The sequence below is a fragment of the Enterobacter sp. V89_11 genome (assembly GCF_029967775.1).
GTDB classification, from domain to species: domain Bacteria; phylum Pseudomonadota; class Gammaproteobacteria; order Enterobacterales; family Enterobacteriaceae; genus Enterobacter; species Enterobacter ludwigii.
Genome location: NZ_JASCAN010000014.1, coordinates 22,327 through 39,763 on the forward strand (window position 1 = coordinate 22,327; position 17,437 = coordinate 39,763).

Genomic DNA, 17,437 nt, shown 5'->3' on the forward strand with positions numbered 1-17,437 from the left:
AGGTTTCCTTATTATTGGGTGTAATCGCGCGCACCGAAAATTGCCGTGCCGATGCGCACCATGGTGCTGCCTGCCGCGATGGCGGCTTCCATATCATCCGACATGCCCAGAGAAAGCGTGTCTACCGTTTCATAGCGCGCTTTAAGCGCCTCAAATGCTACAGCCATTTGCTGTGCCACGGCAAACTGCCTTTCATAACTTGACTCCGGTGCCGGGATGGCCATTAACCCGCGCAGGGTTAAGCGCGGCAGTGCCGCGACGTCTGCTGCCAGCGCATCCAGTTCTTCCAGCGCAATACCGGACTTGCTGTTTTCGTCACTGATGTTGACCTGAATCAGCACATTCAGCGGCGGTAACGCTTCAGGGCGCTGGTCGTTCAGGCGCGAAGCAATACGCAAACGGTCAATGGTATGGCACCAGTCGAAATGTTCAGCGACCAGACGGCTTTTGTTCGACTGCAAGGGGCCAATAAAGTGCCATTGCAGATCCGTCTTCCCCTGTTCCTGGAAGAAGCGAATTTTATCCACGCCCTCCTGCACGTAGTTTTCACCAAACGCATGCTGACCCGCCTCAATCGCATCTGCGATGGCGCTCGCAGGCTTGGTTTTACTCACTGCAAGTAACGTAATTTCTTCTGAAGCACGGCCGCAACGTGTTGCTGCAGCTGAGATTTTGTCCCGGACCTGTGCCAGGTTGTGCGCAATGTCGTTCATTTTCCGAGGAGTATTGTATGGATGTGGAAGAAATTGTGGCCCTTAGTGTAAAGCATAATGTCTGCTATTGTAGACCTATATACACTACACGGAACGCTACACCCTATGAGCAAAATCATACCATACGGCTATCTACGCGTCTCAAGTCTGGAACAAGTAAGGACCGGTGGAGGGCTTGATACACAGGATGAAGAGGTTAGGCGATACATAACACAAAAAAGCGACGTGTTTGACATTGATAAAATGGTGATGATGAGCGATGAAGGTTTGTCGGCATACTCTGGCAGGAACATTAAAGAGGGGGAACTCGGTCGCTTCCTTGCTGATGTTAACGCTGGGTTAATTCCTGCTGGCAGTGCTCTCGTCTGTTATAGTGTTGACCGTTTATCGCGTCAAAATCCGTGGGTTGGAACTCAATTAATATCTACCCTTATTGGGGCTGGTATTGAGATTCACAGCGTCGCAGAAAATCAGATATTACGGAGTGATGATCCTGTCGGGGCAATCATGAGTACTATATATTTGATGCGAGCAAATAACGAATCGGTGATTAAATCTGAACGTGCAAAGCATGGTTATACAAAACGCCTCAATGAATCGATTGCAAATAAGAAGGTATTAACCCGCCAGATGCCACGTTGGTTGTATGATAACGATGGTAAGTATGCAATCGATCCCAACATGCAAAAGGTAATCGATTTTACTTTTGATAGTTATATTGCAGGTCAGAGTACTGGATATATTGCAAAAGAACTAAATGATATGGGATTGAAGTATGGTGATACGAGTTGGCGAGGTTCATACGTTGCAAAACTGATCCGCGATGAGCGTTTGATAGGTAAACACATTCGTTACAGTAAGCAGATTAAAGGTGTGAAGCGTGAAATAATAGAGACGATACCCGACTTCTATCCAGTTACGATTGATACGGATAAGTTTCATATTGCAAACAACATGCTTACGAGTGTATCTAAAAATATTAGAGGCCGCACGCGTATAACATATGGTGATACATCCATTCTAAGGAATCTATTCAATGGTGTTATCAAATGTGGCGTTTGTAGCGGCGAGACGTCAGTAGTTCAAAACACCAGGAAGAAAATAATCAATGGAGTAGTTACATACGTTCCATATAAAACGTTTCTACGTTGTAGAAATAGGTATGAGTTAAAAACATGTACGCAAGGTGACATACGATATGAAGTGATTGAGCGTGCGATACTAAATCATTTGATAGGATTAGATATTGCCACTTTATTAGCTGCTCCAGTTGATAACAAGATTGAACGCTATCGCACTGAATTAGAATTATGCAAGGCGGAAGAAGAGGAATTACAAGTTATAATCAAAGAACGTGAAAATGAAGGTAAACGTCCACGTCCTCAAACGTTAAAATCATATGAGGATGTTGCTGATCGCATAGATGAATTGACTCAACTGATTGAATCACATGTGGAGGATAATTTCATTCCACATTTTAATGTGGATTTGGATAGTATTACAGATGTAAGTAATGTTTCTGAGCGTAGTTTGATTAAAAAAGGCATTACTACTATTGCAGATAGTATTTGTTATAAACGCATTAGTGATTTCATACTTGTTGAGATTAAATATCGTAACTTAAATGACAAGCATGTATTAGTAATAAACAATAAAAATTCAGAAATGGTTGTTAATTTTTCTATAGAATACAATGAAGAAAACAAGGTGTACATATGTAATTCTTTCGTCATGGAGTATGATAATTTATCATGTGAATTTACAGTATCAAAAACAACGATGGAAGATTATGCACATATGATGAATTTTGTTGATTATGTGTCGGATGACGAGTCATATAACGCTAAAGAGTTTCTTGTGAATAATTTTACTCATATTAAATTCATTGACAAGAGCAATGAGTGAAAATTAGATTAAACCTAAATACTAATAACTAAAACGACGAAAGGCCGACTCACTGGAACGAATCGGCCTTTCTAAATTAATCAATATGGAGCGTGTGCAAATGATTAATCCTACACCTATTTATAACAAATTTAAGTACGTATCTGCTGAGTGTGGTTCAGGCAAAACAACAGCTATATGCAATATAATCAATAATAGTACTGAAAAATATATTGTAGTACAGAACACTCAAGAACTTATTAAGCAGACAGAAAAGCAAATTACTAATTGCAAGTCCATTATTACAGATACAGTACTCAAAGATGAAAGCGTTATTAGTTCAGTTATTGAATTTCTTTCATCTGGAAGTAATAAAACATTACTCATAACAGATAAAACATTTTTCAAAATCCCGCGTGAATTGTTATCTAACTGGAATGTTTATATTGACGACGTGACTAATTTTCACTCTTTCCAGAATATAAATGAAGGGAGTCCTGAGATAAAAAACGTTATCCGTAATGTTTTAATCCATAAAGTACAGTTATTAGATGACAGAAATATGTATATTGCTGCTGAAAGAAATCCAGAAGTAAAGGGCGATATAGGAAAGAACATTTTAAATCAACTTTCAGTATTGCATGATAATGATCTTTTTATAATGAATAATGAGTACTTTACTGATGCGGAAAAGGAACAACTTAATATCACCGCATGGAAAGATCTCAATAAGTATAAAGACGTATCAATCACTTTTCTCGGTGCTAATTTTGAAAAATCATTAATTTATAAAGGCAATAAAGAACTCTTTGAAAGTACTAAACTTGAAGGATTACTAACACGAAAAACAGCACTCAAAGACAGATTAAGGGTTTATTACTTCTCAAAAAATAACAAGCTATCAAAGACATGGAAAACTAACAACCCTGATAAAGTACAAAGAATATACGATTTCCTCGATGCCAAACTTGGCGGGCAAGATTTCTACTGGACGAAGAACAAAAGCGACTCTCAGAGCCTCAAGAACGGCACAGAGATCAGCCCGGATGCCAGAGGATTTAACCAGTACCAACACCTCATGACGTGCGTCTGGTTGGCTTGTATGCGTCCCTCTGAAACAGAAGCTAAACAATGTGAATTGTTCTTTGAGATTAACGGCGAGGAGATACACGTAGCGAGGGAGTACGAAAGTTTACACCAGTTCGTACTACGAGGGATTTCGAGGAATTTTGACAGTACTGAAACGCAAACCGTTTATGTTTTTGATGAATGGCAGGCCAGATCTCTTACTGACAATATTGAGTACATAGATCTCGGTATTGATGATGACGAGCAAGGGCAGAGAGGCAGGCCGCAAGGCTCAATGAACAAGGAAAATCGTTTCACTCTTGATGGCACTAAAGCAAAGCGTTTCCTCCGCTGGAAAGGCAGATATCCAGGGCTTGAGTTAGAAGCGTTCAGGGCGTTTCTTGCCAGTCCTACTAACGAAGATCTCAGTCCTGAGGAAAGGGACGCCATGTACGAGAAGTACGAAAAAGCAGTACAAAAGAAACAGAAATAGTCCCGCTTCTTTGTCAGAAATACCATCATAAAACCAATAAATGTCCGAAAAATAATACCTTATAAAGTCTTTAGGTAATAAATTTCAGACATCACAACGAGCAAAAGCGAATTAACTACCTGAAAGCAGGAGCGGCGAAGCAAGCGAACTGTTTCGGGTAGTTAGTGAGAGTGCTCACGCAGTGAGTACTTGATAGCTATCCAATTGTTTATATAGATAAAACATTGAAACAGCACCCGCTTTGCGTGTACTGTTCGCTGGATTCGGTTCTACTGCTTCGTTCCTTTCAGTCACTGGCAGAGCGAACCAATCGCGTTTTTTTGTCAGTTAGTACATAACTGATTGTTATTTCATTACTTATTATACTAATGATTCCTTTGTGTACTTAGTGGGGTGTCTGCTGTTTCAGTTACTGGAAAAGTCCTGTCAGTACTGCTCTGAGCGAAGCGAACCCAATCCGATCAATCCCGTTCCATGATGGTGTTTCCGACAAAACGCACAGTAAGCCCCTGAACGCGGTGTTCATTGCTGATATACCTAAATGTACAAAACCCCATAAAACACCGTGGCGACGCTTTAAGAGCGTTTACGTGATGGAATCGCCAGTACTCCCTGTATTGAAATCAGATATAAAGCCTTTTTCATGTTCTACGAATCCCCTTGATCGTTTTTACCTATTGATTTGTATTGAATTAATAGATATTGATAGGTAGTAACGATCAGTTTATTGATTATTGATCGTTAATATCGATCAAAATTGAGTGTCCGTGTTACTCTTGAGAGCTTGAAAACGGATGATTTCAGTCCGTACTTTTGGTCTGAAAGAAGCTAACGGGAGTGATAAGACTGTGAGAGTTGTACAACTGATAATCTATGGATTTTGGGGCATTTTTCTTTGTCTGGCGGCACTGGAAAAGTTTGGTGATTTCTTCGCCGCTGGTACTGGCTTCTGGTCGGTAGTAATGCTTTCCGTTGCTGGATTGTGCCAGCTACTGGCAAGTACTGCCGCGATAGGCTGGGCTGTTTTGGGTTTCGGTACTCTCCGGGCTAAGTACTTACCCTATAAACTCGTTAATAATTATACGGTTCCTGTACTGATCATCGGACTTGCTATCATTGCAAGTACAGCCCGTTCCTCAAGTGATGAAGCGAGAGCACATAAACTCGGTTTTAAGGACGGCAGAGAGTTTTCTCACGCCCGGGAAAATAATATTACCAATACTACAGATTACGCAAAGTACCTGGCAGAACAGAAATCTAAAGCTGAAGTAAAAGCCGCTAATGATGCCGCACTTGCAGCGGAGAAGGAACAAAAAGCAAAAGAGGAAGAGATGGAATGCATACGTAGTGATAATCCTGAATGCTATATATTGAAACATGAACGAGGGAATTATGTATGTGAAAAAGCTGTCGAAGATTCTGCAAAGTACGATTTTAAATGGACGGATGGAGTTACTGAACTAAAATTCTCATCCTCAAGTTGGTTCGATAAAGACAGAAAATTAGTGACTCTTTACGGGCACAGAGCACAGGCTCAAAACGGGTTTGGTGCGTTTAAAAACATTCGGTACTCCTGTACCTATAATGCTGATACTGGTGAAGTATTCAGCGTTGATCTACAATAAGGAAAGTTAAAGTGAAAATTACTGCTATTGCGGCACTTCTGTTTATCAGTACTTTTAATACAATAGCTGCTGTACCTGATGGGAAAATAGAAAAACCATTTGCTTTTAATAACGAAGTTGTTTGCTTAAAGGAAATTCAGGAACAAATGACGCCTTATCTAAAGTCATTTGAAGAGGAACGCGGGGTTAAATACAAATACATTGTTAAATCAGGTCTGTCCTACAAAGATACAATAGGACTACGGATACAGATCAACCGCGTGGATGCAGGGTTGAATGACAGGGTTGCCGATCTTGACTACTACTGGTTGCAAGAACGGGGCAGCATGTGTCAGCCAGCATATATGGTGCTTGATAGAACTTAACATTAAACTTCCACCATTCGCTGCTTTAAAGTTCTCGAACAATGCAAATGGTGGAAGATCTTACGATTATTTGTTTATTTTTTGAAATCCAATTTCTTTAGATATTGCATCATATTTTATGTCTACAGCTGCACAGATTTGTTGAACTTGCTTATTTGGACGTTCGAACATATATAAGTAATTTACTACTAATGCTTTCACTAATAATTTTGAAAGGCTGTTTTTACTTAAGCTACCATTTAATTTTTTTAACTCTTCTATAGATATGGTTTGGCCTACCTCTAAAATACTTGCAAGCTTAATAAGTTTACCAGCGTCGCTGTTTTTATTATCACATACCTTGTCAATAACCGGTTGTAAGTGAGTGCTGCCAATTGAAGATGCGATCTTTGATACAATAGAATAAGTAATAGTAAACAGCATTCTGAAAAGAATTTTACGAGCTAAAGCACGAACTTCAGAAGAAGTAGAGCTCTTTTTACCTGCCAAAACTTCATTTATTTTTTGCTCAAGGGTTTCAATTGTTTTTTCCGGTTCGTCACGAGCTGAACTTAGCAAAAAGTTTAATGATCTTAGTGGTGCATTTATTGCCTCATCTAAGAGTAATTCTTTTTGAACAATTTTTAATGAACCATAATAATTCCTTGATAATTGTCCCAATAATTCCAAAGATTTAACAGTTAAATTTAACTCAAGATTCAGATCAATTCCCTCATATACTGCATTACTATCCCTTTGATCGTTATCGTCGGGTTCATCATTATTTTTCTCTGAGTCAATTTGTTCACTTCTGATATCCTTTGAATCTTCGACTTCTCTTCTAAATTCAAGTCTGTCTTTTTGAATAAAGGAAACCTCAGGAAGATTATCAACAATACTATTAATAAATTCAGTATCTAAATCTATAGTCGCAGGTTCAAATTTGCTAAATAACAACTTTGCTTGATCAGTTATAAGATCTAAGATGAATTGATCCTTGGAATGATGTGTCAGGAACATTAAAATGTTCATGCTTTGTTTTAAATGTAAGCTCGAGGCCGCTTTTTTTATCTCTTCAACAACTTCTGCCTCTCTCAGATGGTCCGAAAAGTATTTGGCGATAAAGAAATAATAAACATAGTTATATTTGAATTTATAATTATTTGGCTCGACTATTTCCATTATTTTTGCTTTTACCAAAAGATTGAAACGCTCACCAAAATCAAGTTGCACACCATACTCAGCACAAAATTTATTATTAAAATTCCATAAGTTATCCTTGCTATCTTCTTCCGTTTTATTTTTATAGAAATAGTATGCAAGTTCAGTTATGTAATTAAATATTTCATCTAATTGTTCTTTGCGAACAGAAGCACTTCCTAAACTACTTGTAATAAGGAACTGATAATAATATCCATAGGAGCTTGTTTTAAGATCGGATGATTGCTCATTATCAATTGATTGAAGCATCGTTAATAAAAAGAAAGGAGTCGAAGGAATATAATTTTTCCCAATAATAGTGTTAATCATCTTTGTAGATGAATCATTTTCATGTATTAATGCAGCTCTTTCTTCAACACATGTTTCTTTGAGCATATTCCAGCGGTTTGCTAATTCATATCTTAATCTAAAACCAAATTTTAATATTTGATATTGTTTATAATCCGATGAAAAAGGACTTTGTTCAATTATATCAGTTCCTGCAAATTTACAGCTATCGCTAAGAGTGATGATTATTTTATCGAATGTTTTTTCGAAAGGTGATAAGAACTCACGTAACGAGTTAACATCACCTTTTATATCATGAAAATCGTCTATTAATAGAGTCTTTTCTGCCTTATAAGTCATGAACTCTGCTAAAGTTCTATTCATGTATTGTGATGTGATTGCATCATTTAGTAATTTTGTAGTGTTTTTACTGGATTTTTTAATGATGTTACCATCTAAATAAAGTACAAGTTTTTCTTTTTTAATAGTGTCGAGATAATATTTTTTTAATATTGTAGTTTTACCGCAGAACTCATCCCCAATTAAAATTATTCTATTCCCATTGTTATTAAGTAGTTTATTGGAAGACATCTTTCTTGTTTGTTCTTTATCGTCAGAAAGATCACGAATATTTGGATATACAAAAATATCATCTAACATTAGTTTTTTTGATGATGGGTGTATATATTCAGCCCCAAGCTCTTGCAAGAAATCATGAAATTTTCTATTTACTTCAAAGTTGTTTGATACAATTGATTTTTTCAATTCAATTACATCACTTTTCAAAAAAACCTGGCCCTCATCATAAGTAGTTCCATTCCAAATGTATGTGCTTACAAGTATATCACTGCCTTCAATTTCGAAGGTCATAAATCCATTTTCGGATACATGATGATCATCAATAGGTAAGGACTCAATCATGAGAGTTGTTGAAGATTCAGTGTCTATTTTAAAAGAATCACTTATATGCTCATGTCCAGTAAGGGCTATTGAATAATTTGTTCTTATTATATTCCTGATAGCTTTACTGTTATTTGGTTCAAACCAAGAAAGTGGGTGATGGAACATAATTATACTGTTTAACGGCCCTGAGCTTTTTATGATTTTATTTTCAGGGAAACTGATGTCTCCTCCACGTTCATGTAACTTAGAGCACCAAGCTGTATTTAAGGTAACTATAGAAAATTTTTCAGATGAAAGCTCTATTTCATATCTTTTACTAAGATCTGTTTCTTCAACGGGTTCAAAACTACTGAATTCTTTTTCAAATATTTTATAAGATTCCATTCCAGAACTTGCGAAAGCAATAGCTGCATCATCTATTTTATCTATAGAGATATCTAACATTGCATTTCTTGCCACTTCAGAGTAATTGCTGAAATTATGATCATGATTTCCTGGGCACATGATAAGAAAGTATTTTTCTTTAATTATGCAGAATAACTCTGAGAGTGCTTCGTACTCTTCTTTTTTTCCGCTAAAGGCAATATCTCCAGATATTAAAACAATAACATATTCTTTTCGCTTCAATATTTTCTGTATTTCTATGACCTCAATGAGGGCAGCAATTTTTTTCTCAATATTGGCTTTGTTTTTTAAAGATAAGTGGATGTCGCTAAAATTTACAAAAAGAATATTATCCATAATGTCTCCAGAAACTTTATAACAATACTATTGTTAAATCGGAATATAATTGAATGCCGAATACAAGTAATCACATGCTACATAATATTTGCATTTATAAGAAAAATCCACTTGATTTTCTTGAGGTATGCATTTTTTCCGAAAGGGAGAGAGAATTGTCACTTTATCAAAAGCTGAATTTGATAACGTATTGGAATAATTTCAAAAGAAATAAAGTCGTTTTCTAATAATTCAATATCAATGCATAAGAAACGGTTTCCATTCCAGTAGTTCCTCTTATTAAATTACATTATTTATCAATTAGATATTTGATTGTGAATTATGCACTTCAAATTAATTTTAACTTTTAAAATTTAAGGGGTTGTTTAAATAAGGAAAAATTCGAGTTTTTCTTAACAAGTAATTTTTTGCTTGACAATTGCATTAAACTACATGTTTGTTTTTGAGAGTATATTTTATGTCAAATGTGAATATTACGGGCTCTCTTTAAGGTAGTCCCTTGTGATACTCCGCTTTTGCGTCTCGTTTAGTATCATTTATATGTTGAATGGATTTTAATGATACTGTATCATTCAGTTAATTAAAATGATACTAATCAGTAGTGAGGGCAGGAAAATGATTTTTGGTTATGCGAGAGTCTCAACAAAGGATCAGAATCTTGAGCGTCAGTTGAAAGTACTGGAACCTATTTGTGACAAAATTGTTACTGAAAAGGAATCAGGAAAGTCCACCAGCGAAAGACCTGAATTGTTGAACCTGCTTACACACCTCCGCGAAGGTGACACCCTTGTTACCCATTCCATTGATCGCCTCGCACGTAATACCCGCGATTTGCTGGAAATGATTGATAACCTCGTTGAGCGTGGGATCACTGTTCAATTTCTTGCTAACTCAATGAGTTTTGATAACTCCCCACAATCACGCCTGATTCTAACCATGATGGGGGCTGTTGCTGAGTTTGAGCGAGGTATGATCGCATCACGCCGCAATGAGGGGATTGCGATTGCTAAAGAGGCGAAGAAGTACAAAGGCAAGCAAAAGAACAAGGAATTACACAGTAAAATCATTGATATGCTTCAAGCCGGGAAGAACACACCGGACGAAATCGCAAAGTTGTGTGATTGTGGCAGGGCTACAGTGTTTCGCGTGAAAAAAGAAATGATTGCCAGTACTGGTGGTATAGAAAACTGATATAGCGGAAGTGGGTAGGGAAAGGATTCTGAGAGTTTAGTGCTGTCAGAATCCTTTCGATATCCCTGAATATTGATGTAAGAGACTTTTTGTTCTTTAGTGTTCTTAACTTCCTTAATGCCTCCGATCTACACCTGTGCAGTGATTCGCCACCGCGCTGGCGCAGATCAGGTCGGCTTGAACCCGCACCGTTTCCGCCGCCCGAAGTCGATACGCTATTAAAAGCGTGGCTCAACGATGAACAGCAGGGAACGTGGTGGGCGAACGGGCAGGTGGATTTTGCCGTCACCCTGGCGGGCAATCAGCGCCTGCGCGGAAGCGCGTTTAAACAGACAAGCGGCGTCTCAATGACGCTGCGGCTGTTGCCCGGGGTCTGCCCGCAACTCTCCGCGTTGGGGGTGCCCCGGGTTGTTCCTGAGCTGTTATCCAGTGACAACGGGTTGATCCTGGTCACCGGGGCAACCGGCAGCGGTAAGTCCACTACGCTGGCAGCGATGGTAGATTTTCTTAATCACCATACTGACGGGCATATTCTGACGCTCGAAGACCCGGTGGAGTTTCTATACCAGAGCGAACGGTGCCTGATCCAGCAGCGCGAGATTGGCCAACACAGCCCGTCATTTGCTGACGCGCTGCGCGGGGCGTTACGCCAGGATCCTGATGTCATACTGCTGGGTGAGCTGCGCGACAGTGAAACAATCCGCCTCGCGCTGACGGCGGCGGAAACCGGACATCTGGTGCTCGCGACACTGCATACCCGCGGTGCAGCGCAGGCGATTGAGCGGCTGGTCGATACGTTTCCGGCGCAGGAGAAAGATCCGGTGCGCAATCAGCTGGCCGGCAGCCTGCGGGCGGTGCTGGCGCAAAAGCTCCTCCCCGATGCGCAGGGCGGGCGCGTGGCGCTTTATGAGCTGCTGGTGAATACTCCGGCGGCGGCGAATCTCATTCGCGAAGGAAAAACGTGGCAATTGCCCGGTATTATTCAAACCGGCCAGCAGGCGGGGATGCAGAACTTTGACCAGAGCCTGGCTGAAAGACGGGCGCAGGGGCAACTCCAGGCCCCGGCGCTCAATAACCCTGTTCGAAATAGCTTTCGAGAATGATGACAGCAGACGCGGAGTCAACGCTGCCTTTGTTGAGAGCCCTGAAGCCGCCGTGTTCAAAAAGACCTGCACGTGCTTCAACGGTGCTCAGACGCTCGTCGTGGAGCTTCACGGAGACGCCAAAGCGGCCATGGATTTTATTGGCGAACTTACGCGCTCGGGCGGTAAGCGGTTGTTCAGTGCCATCCATGTTCAGCGGTAACCCAACGATGACGTCATCCGGCTGCCACTCTTTTAGCAGGCGCTCGATGAGGTTCCAGTCCGGTGTGCCGTCACTGGCCTTCAGGGCCGTGAGCGGGCGTGCGGTACCCGTGATTCGCTGACCCACGGCGACGCCTATGCTTTTGGTGCCAAAATCGAAGGCCAGAAGTGTTCCGCTCATCAGGCATGCCCCGCTACGCCAGGCATAGTCAGGATATCAATGCCGATCAGTTTCGCGGCGTCACGCCAGCGATCGGCAATAGGGGTTTTAAACAGAATGTTCATGTCCGCAGGCGCGGTCAGCCAGGCGTTATCGAGGATCTCTTGCTCAAGCTGGCCTTTCTCCCAGGAGGAGTAGCCCAGGGCCACCAGCACTTCCGACGGCTGCTCAGCGGTACCCAGCGTTTCGAGCACGTCGCGAGAGGTCGTAATGACGGTGTTGTCAGAGATGCGAATACTGGAAGAGAAGACCGGCGGTGTATGAAGGATAAAACCGCGATCCTCTGCGAGTGGCCCGCCCAGCATCACCGGTTTATCAAGCCTGATTTCCGGCAGACGCTCTTCAGCCGAAATTTTCAGCTTGTCCAGAATCCCTTCAACCTGCAGGTTTTCCAGCGGTTTGTTGATGATAATGCCCATCGCGCCGTCTTCATTGTATTCACAAATATAAACCACGGCGCGGCGAAAAATCGGATCCTGGAGAGCAGGCATGGCAATAAGAAAGTGATGCTGTAAATTCATTGTCAGAGGTACTGTTTCCTGGTTTAAAAAGCGACAGCCCCAGTATGCGGACAAACCGGGGTGCTGTCACTAATAGTATTGAAAGGTTATTTCTGTAAACGTTTCTCGATGGCGTCCATCAGCATTCCGGTGATCGAAATCGGGAATTCCGCTTCGATTTCACGAATACAGGTTGGGCTGGTCACGTTCACTTCGGTCAGACGATCGCCGATGATATCCAGGCCGACAAAAATCAGGCCCTTGGCTTTCAGTGTCGGGCCAACGCGGCGGGCAATTTCCCAGTCGCTTTCACTTAACGGGCGCGGCTCACCGCGACCACCTGCCGCGAGGTTACCGCGGGTTTCGCCGCCCTGCGGGATACGCGCGAGGCAATACGGCACCGGTTCACCATCCACCACCAGAACGCGTTTATCGCCATCTTTAATGGCCGGGAGGTAGTTTTGTGCCATGCAGTAACGCGTGCCCAGCTCGGTCAGCGTTTCGGCAATCACCCCAATATTCGGGTCGCTCTCTTTCACGCGAAAAATAGATGCGCCACCCATGCCGTCCAGCGGTTTCATGATGATGTCGCCGTGTTTCTGCCAGAACGCTTTCAGCTGTGCCTTGTTGCGGGTCACCAGCGTTTCAGGCGTCAGGTCAGAGAACCATGCGGTGTAGAGTTTCTCGTTACAGTCGCGCAGGCTCTGCGGTTTGTTGACGATCAGCGTTCCTTTCTCTTCCGCGCGCTCAAGGATATAGGTGCAGTAAATGTATTCGGTGTCGAACGGAGGATCTTTACGCATCAGAATGACATTGAGGTCGGCAAGGGCAATATCCTGCTCGGTGCCGAATTCATACCATTTGTCGTAATTCTGCTCGACGTTAACGATGCGGGTGCGTGCGCGGGCTTCACCGTTGATCAGGTAAAGATCGTTCATCTCCATGTAGTGGAGTTCATAGCCGCGACGCTGCGCTTCCAGCAGCATCGCGAAGCTGGAATCTTTCTTGATGTTAATGTTTGCGATGGGATCCATCACGATGCCGAGCTTGATCATTTTCATCTCCGTTAAAAGCCTGAGGGCTCAGGCTTAGCGTTAACCCAGATCGCCAAAACGCACCTGTAGCGCGGTAATGGCTGTGAGTGCCGTTGTCTCAGTACGCAGAACGCGAGGTCCCAACAGAATATCAGTAAACTGGTAACGCGCCGTCATGGCAATTTCGTCAGCGGACAAGCCGCCTTCCGGACCAATCAGCAGGCGAACACGTTCAACGGGTAGCGGCAGCGTATTGATGCTGGCGCTGGCGCGTGGATGGAGATTGAGCTTCAGCCCGCTTTCCTCTTCAGCACACCAGTCCTCCAGATCCATCGCCGGGCGGATCTCCGGAATACGGTTGCGGCCACTCTGTTCACAGGCAGCAATGGCAATTTTCTGCCACTGCTGGATCTTTTTATTCAGACGTTCCGCATCCAGTTTAACGCCACAGCGCTCAGAAAAAAGTGGCGTAATGAGGCTTACACCCAGTTCAATGGATTTCTGGATGGTGAATTCCATCTTTTCTCCGCGCGACATCACCTGTCCCAGGTGTATGTGCAGCGGAGATTCACGGTCATCCACTTCGCCGCGCAATATCGTTACATGCACGCTTTTTTTATCAGCACGCGTAATTTCCGCGTCGAAAACCTGATTCGAACCATCAAACAGCTGAATAGCTTGTCCTGCTCCCATGCGCAGTACGCGACCAACATGGTTGGCGGCATCGTCAGAGAGGGCAATTTCGCGGCCGACGGTAATCAGCTCAGGGTGGTAGATGCGAGGAATGCGCATAGTCAGAAATTCCATATGTCATGCGGTGTAAGCGAATTGCCGCTAGTGTAGGTTAGCTCTTTTGCGCCTGGCAAGCCCGCTGGACGTAAGGGTTGTGATTACCCTGAACTTTCGCGATGCGCGCGTCACGCTGGCATTCCCATTCCGTCACCGGATATTGCTTGTCCCATGCGTTGAACAGCTGCGTCTGCTGGCGGGAAAGGTTGAGGTCGTAACGGTCACGCATATAGAAATAGGTGCGGGCGATACTGCCGCGCGCGCGGGCCGGGGGCTCAGCGACTTTCTCTTTAAAATCAACTTTCATGCCGCACTGGCCGTACTGACCCTCTCCGCCGTTCCACTGGCTGTACATAAAGTTGCCGCGATCGCCATTCACCTCGCCAACCGCGGGTTGCAGGTTGTGCATATCGCTTTCCATCTGGCGATAGACCGGATCTTTGGCGCAATTTTTACGACCGCCATCCTGCCAGCACTGACGCTGGTGGCCAAACTGCCATGCCGGCACCACGTGTTCCCACTCGATGCGGCTGGCGCGGTTTTCATTCTTACGCACTTTATAGCCGCAGGATTCGAGATCAACGATCCCTTTTTTACCCTGCCAGTTAATCTTACAGCCGCAATAAAAATCACCGGGAACATCCGCGTTGACCTTCACGCCCGCCGCTTTTGCCTGGGAGAAACTGTTAATACCGTCGGCCAGAGCCTGGCCGGAGAGTGCTGTCGCCAGAAAAGCGACCGCGAGAGAAAAATTACGGGACATCTTACACTCCGTGTCAAAACGAGCCCGCAACGTAACGAATGTTGTTCCTGTATGCAATCAGTCAGATCAGGAAAGTTCCTGAAAGTTCAGTTGGTTATTCCGCGACCAGCGGTTCACCACATTTGACGCAACGGTAGGTGGCCTCGCCGCGCACCACGCGATTATGACGGCGAACGGTAAGCTGATGCTGCTGACACTGGCAGCGGTAGGGGAAGGTATTGCGGCGTACCGACTCAAGTTCAAACTGATGGGTTCTGCGTGCCGGAACGCCCAGCACGGCTTCCATCATCCACTTCCACTCTTTGCCGTGGGGTGCCACGCGGCCAAAGTGTTTCCATACCAGCAGGTGCGCCAGCTCGTGCGGCACCACTTCCTCAATAAACGCCTGCTGATTTTCCAGCATCAGCACCGGGTTCAGGCGGATCTCATAGGATTCGAGCCACGCCGTACCCGCCGCCGTGCCACGCTGTTGGTAGACGAGTTTCGGCTCAGGGTAATTCCGGCCGAGTTTCAGGTTGGCCTGGGCGAGTTTTTCCCGCAGGCTGCGCATAACGGCTTGCTGAAGGGCGATGGGGAGACGGGGTGCTTTCATAGGGGCAGAGCATAAAGCGCGAAGCGGGGAGGTGCAAGAGGCACCTCCCGCCAGAGAATTAGTCGTGTGCGCCAATCTCGCGCAGTGGACGACCTTTCATCAGGTTACGTTCAATATGTTCCAGTGACACGTGTTTGGTTTCAGGAACCAGCCACAGCGTCAGAACAATAAAGAAGATGTTCAGGCCGGAGTAGACCCAGAAGGTGTTCGCGTTGCCCAGCGTATTGAGCATGGTCAGGAACGTCGCACCGACAATCATGTTGGCAATCCAGTTGGTCGCGGTGGAGCAGGTGATACCGAAATCACGCCCTTTCAGCGGCTGGATTTCAGAGCACAGCACCCAAATCAGCGGACCGGCGCTCATCGCAAACCCGACGATAAACATCAGCAGCATCCCCACAGCGAAATACTGGGCGGTTGGAGAGTGAATCCCCACGTGCATCATCGTGCCGAGAACACCCATACCGGCGGCCATCACCAGGAAGCCCAGCGTCAGGGTTGGCTTACGGCCCCAGCGGTCCACCAGACCGATAGCAATAAAGGTCGCCAGAACATTGGTCAGCCCAACGATGACGGTCCCCCACATCTGCTCGGTGGTGTTGGTATACCCCGCCAGTTCAAAGATTTTTGGCGCGTAGTACATGATGACGTTCATCCCGGTGAACTGCTGCATCACCTGCAGGAGCACGCCCAGGAATACCGCACGACGAAAGTTGCTGTTTTCTTTAAACAGCGCCCAGCCTGACTGTTTTACCTTCAGGCTCTCGCGGATCTCTTCCAGTTCGTTTTTCGCTTCCGCGCTGGTATCGCGCAGTCGCAGCAGCACGCGCTCGGCATCGACGAAACGACGCTTCGCTGCAAACCAGCGTGGGCTGTCCGGCAGGAAGAAAACGCCAATCAGCAGCAGAATGGCAGGGATAATGATCACGCCAAGCATCCAGCGCCATGCGCCGCTGTAGCTGAACGCGGTATCGGAAAGGTAAGCTCCGAGGATGCCGATGGTGATCATCAGCTGGTACATCGAAATCATACTGCCACGGATTTTCTCGGGTGCGATTTCAGAGAGGTAGAGTGGGGCGGTATACGACGCCACACCCACGGCCAGACCAAGCAGCACGCGAGAAAGCAGCAATACCTCAACGTTTGGAGCCGCTGCTGAGAAGAGAGAACCTGCAACAAACAGGATTGCACCGATCATCAGGCTCTTTTTGCGGCCTAGCCTGAAAGAGAGCCAGCCGCTGCCCACGGCACCCACGGCCGCACCAAACATCATGGAACTTACTACCCACTCCTGGGTGTGAGCGCTTATCTGGAACTCTTCAGTGATAAAGGGTAACGCACCGGCAATCACGCCAATGTCCAGGCCAAAAAGTAATCCTGCCAGGGCGGCGAGGAAGCAGACGAAAAATGTCATCGCCTTATTGGACGTACGCCCCTGTTTTTTATTGTCAGGCATTATGCCCTCCAGTTGGGTTATCAGTTTTATCGATGTTAAGGGTAAGTGAGCAACCCGTATAAATATGTGAGATAAATCACATTGGTGTAATCGGTTACACTGGTGTGCAACCGTAAATAAAATTAAAGCTTTGAAAATATAGAGGTAAATTAGTTGATGCGCATCGCGTTTGAATGAATTTCAGACTTAACTGAAAGGAAATGTAACAGCATAAGACATGCGATCATGCAAAGAGATAATTCTGAAAGCGAGGTATATCGGGTGGGGTGTAATCGGTTTCACGCAAAGCGCAATGTCAGGCTCTCTGGCTGACAAAGGCAAAAGGCCAG

General features: G+C 44.3%; 15 protein-coding genes. 6 read left to right on the forward strand and 9 right to left on the reverse strand.

The genetic code is table 11. From position 1 onward, the window contains the following. Nucleotides 1-11: 11 nt before the first annotated feature. The gene (locus tag QLG09_RS12090; protein WP_014171569.1) at nt 12-713 is read right to left on the reverse strand and encodes a YggS family pyridoxal phosphate-dependent enzyme; all 702 of its coding nucleotides are present in this window, start codon (nt 711-713) and stop codon (nt 12-14) included. Nucleotides 714-818: 105 nt separating this feature from the next. Here QLG09_RS12090 and QLG09_RS12095 point away from each other — a divergent pair, with 105 nt between their 5' ends. The 4 genes from QLG09_RS12095 (at nt 819) to QLG09_RS12110 (ending at nt 6,148) form a co-directional block, all read left to right on the forward strand. Continuing rightward, nucleotides 819-2,618 carry a recombinase family protein gene (locus tag QLG09_RS12095; protein ID WP_282488931.1) on the forward strand — a complete coding sequence of 600 codons (1,800 nt, stop codon included), beginning with the start codon at nt 819-821 and terminating at the stop codon, nt 2,616-2,618. Between the two features lie 100 nt (nt 2,619-2,718). After that, the gene (locus tag QLG09_RS12100) at nt 2,719-4,158 is read left to right on the forward strand and encodes a DEAD/DEAH box helicase family protein (protein ID WP_221709567.1); all 1,440 of its coding nucleotides are present in this window, start codon (nt 2,719-2,721) and stop codon (nt 4,156-4,158) included. A 794-nt stretch (nt 4,159-4,952) separates the two neighbouring features. Beyond that, a complete protein-coding gene (locus QLG09_RS12105) occupies nt 4,953-5,783 on the forward strand; it encodes a hypothetical protein (protein ID WP_214576645.1) in 831 nt (276 codons plus the stop codon). 11 nt (nt 5,784-5,794) lie between these two features. Next, nucleotides 5,795-6,148 carry a hypothetical protein gene (locus QLG09_RS12110; protein WP_214576647.1) on the forward strand — a complete coding sequence of 118 codons (354 nt, stop codon included), beginning with the start codon at nt 5,795-5,797 and terminating at the stop codon, nt 6,146-6,148. A 66-nt stretch (nt 6,149-6,214) separates the two neighbouring features. Here QLG09_RS12110 and QLG09_RS12115 read toward each other — a convergent pair whose 3' ends face one another. Further along, nucleotides 6,215-9,259 carry a metallophosphoesterase gene (locus QLG09_RS12115; protein WP_282488933.1) on the reverse strand — a complete coding sequence of 1,015 codons (3,045 nt, stop codon included), beginning with the start codon at nt 9,257-9,259 and terminating at the stop codon, nt 6,215-6,217. Between the two features lie 615 nt (nt 9,260-9,874). Between QLG09_RS12115 and QLG09_RS12120 the strand changes: the two genes are divergently transcribed. After that, nucleotides 9,875-10,450 (forward strand): recombinase family protein, encoded by a 576-nt coding sequence (locus QLG09_RS12120; protein WP_214576652.1) that lies wholly within the window; start codon nt 9,875-9,877, stop codon nt 10,448-10,450. A 71-nt stretch (nt 10,451-10,521) separates the two neighbouring features. Continuing rightward, nucleotides 10,522-11,553 carry a type IV pilus twitching motility protein PilT gene (locus tag QLG09_RS12125; protein WP_282488955.1) on the forward strand — a complete coding sequence of 344 codons (1,032 nt, stop codon included), beginning with the start codon at nt 10,522-10,524 and terminating at the stop codon, nt 11,551-11,553. Here QLG09_RS12125 and ruvX read toward each other — a convergent pair. The 7 genes from ruvX to galP all read right to left on the reverse strand — a co-directional run bounded on the left by ruvX (nt 11,519) and on the right by galP (nt 17,108). Continuing rightward, the gene (gene ruvX / locus QLG09_RS12130; protein ID WP_014171567.1) at nt 11,519-11,935 is read right to left on the reverse strand and encodes a Holliday junction resolvase RuvX; all 417 of its coding nucleotides are present in this window, start codon (nt 11,933-11,935) and stop codon (nt 11,519-11,521) included. The two genes, QLG09_RS12125 and ruvX, sit on opposite strands and share 35 nt — an antisense overlap. Further along, nucleotides 11,935-12,495, reverse strand: a complete 561-nt coding sequence (locus tag QLG09_RS12135) for a YqgE/AlgH family protein (RefSeq protein WP_020883695.1) — start codon at nt 12,493-12,495, stop codon at nt 11,935-11,937. Before QLG09_RS12135 ends, ruvX begins: the two co-directional genes overlap by 1 nt. An 86-nt stretch (nt 12,496-12,581) precedes the next feature. After that, nucleotides 12,582-13,529: a glutathione synthase gene (gshB, locus tag QLG09_RS12140; RefSeq protein WP_020883696.1), complete on the reverse strand. Its 948-nt coding sequence runs from the start codon at nt 13,527-13,529 to the stop codon at nt 12,582-12,584. 39 nt (nt 13,530-13,568) lie between these two features. Next, nucleotides 13,569-14,300, reverse strand: a complete 732-nt coding sequence (gene rsmE, locus QLG09_RS12145; RefSeq protein WP_020883697.1) for a 16S rRNA (uracil(1498)-N(3))-methyltransferase — start codon at nt 14,298-14,300, stop codon at nt 13,569-13,571. Nucleotides 14,301-14,352: 52 nt separating this feature from the next. Further along, nucleotides 14,353-15,060 carry a deoxyribonuclease I gene (endA, locus tag QLG09_RS12150; RefSeq protein ID WP_020883698.1) on the reverse strand — a complete coding sequence of 236 codons (708 nt, stop codon included), beginning with the start codon at nt 15,058-15,060 and terminating at the stop codon, nt 14,353-14,355. Nucleotides 15,061-15,154: 94 nt separating this feature from the next. Further along, the gene (locus QLG09_RS12155) at nt 15,155-15,652 is read right to left on the reverse strand and encodes a SprT family zinc-dependent metalloprotease (RefSeq protein WP_032670169.1); all 498 of its coding nucleotides are present in this window, start codon (nt 15,650-15,652) and stop codon (nt 15,155-15,157) included. Nucleotides 15,653-15,710: 58 nt separating this feature from the next. Continuing rightward, nucleotides 15,711-17,108, reverse strand: coding sequence for a galactose/proton symporter (gene galP / locus QLG09_RS12160; protein WP_014171560.1), 1,398 nt, complete (start codon nt 17,106-17,108; stop codon nt 15,711-15,713). Nucleotides 17,109-17,437: the final 329 nt, after the last annotated feature.

Bases quoted from the DNA above. Each gene is read 5' to 3' on its own strand.
- QLG09_RS12090 (WP_014171569.1), bottom strand. From the start codon at position 713: ATGAACGACATTGCGCACAACCTGGCACAGGTCCGGGACAAAATCTCA.
- QLG09_RS12095 (WP_282488931.1), top strand. From the start codon at position 819: ATGAGCAAAATCATACCATACGGCTATCTACGCGTCTCAAGTCTGGAA.
- QLG09_RS12100 (WP_221709567.1), top strand. From the start codon at position 2,719: ATGATTAATCCTACACCTATTTATAACAAATTTAAGTACGTATCTGCT.
- QLG09_RS12105 (WP_214576645.1), top strand. From the start codon at position 4,953: ATGATTTCAGTCCGTACTTTTGGTCTGAAAGAAGCTAACGGGAGTGAT.
- QLG09_RS12115 (WP_282488933.1), bottom strand. From the start codon at position 9,259: ATGGATAATATTCTTTTTGTAAATTTTAGCGACATCCACTTATCTTTA.
- QLG09_RS12120 (WP_214576652.1), top strand. From the start codon at position 9,875: ATGATTTTTGGTTATGCGAGAGTCTCAACAAAGGATCAGAATCTTGAG.
- ruvX (WP_014171567.1), bottom strand. From the start codon at position 11,935: ATGAGCGGAACACTTCTGGCCTTCGATTTTGGCACCAAAAGCATAGGC.
- QLG09_RS12135 (WP_020883695.1), bottom strand. From the start codon at position 12,495: ATGAATTTACAGCATCACTTTCTTATTGCCATGCCTGCTCTCCAGGAT.
- gshB (WP_020883696.1), bottom strand. From the start codon at position 13,529: ATGATCAAGCTCGGCATCGTGATGGATCCCATCGCAAACATTAACATC.
- rsmE (WP_020883697.1), bottom strand. From the start codon at position 14,300: ATGCGCATTCCTCGCATCTACCACCCTGAGCTGATTACCGTCGGCCGC.
- endA (WP_020883698.1), bottom strand. From the start codon at position 15,060: ATGTCCCGTAATTTTTCTCTCGCGGTCGCTTTTCTGGCGACAGCACTC.
- QLG09_RS12155 (WP_032670169.1), bottom strand. From the start codon at position 15,652: ATGAAAGCACCCCGTCTCCCCATCGCCCTTCAGCAAGCCGTTATGCGC.
- galP (WP_014171560.1), bottom strand. From the start codon at position 17,108: ATGCCTGACAATAAAAAACAGGGGCGTACGTCCAATAAGGCGATGACA.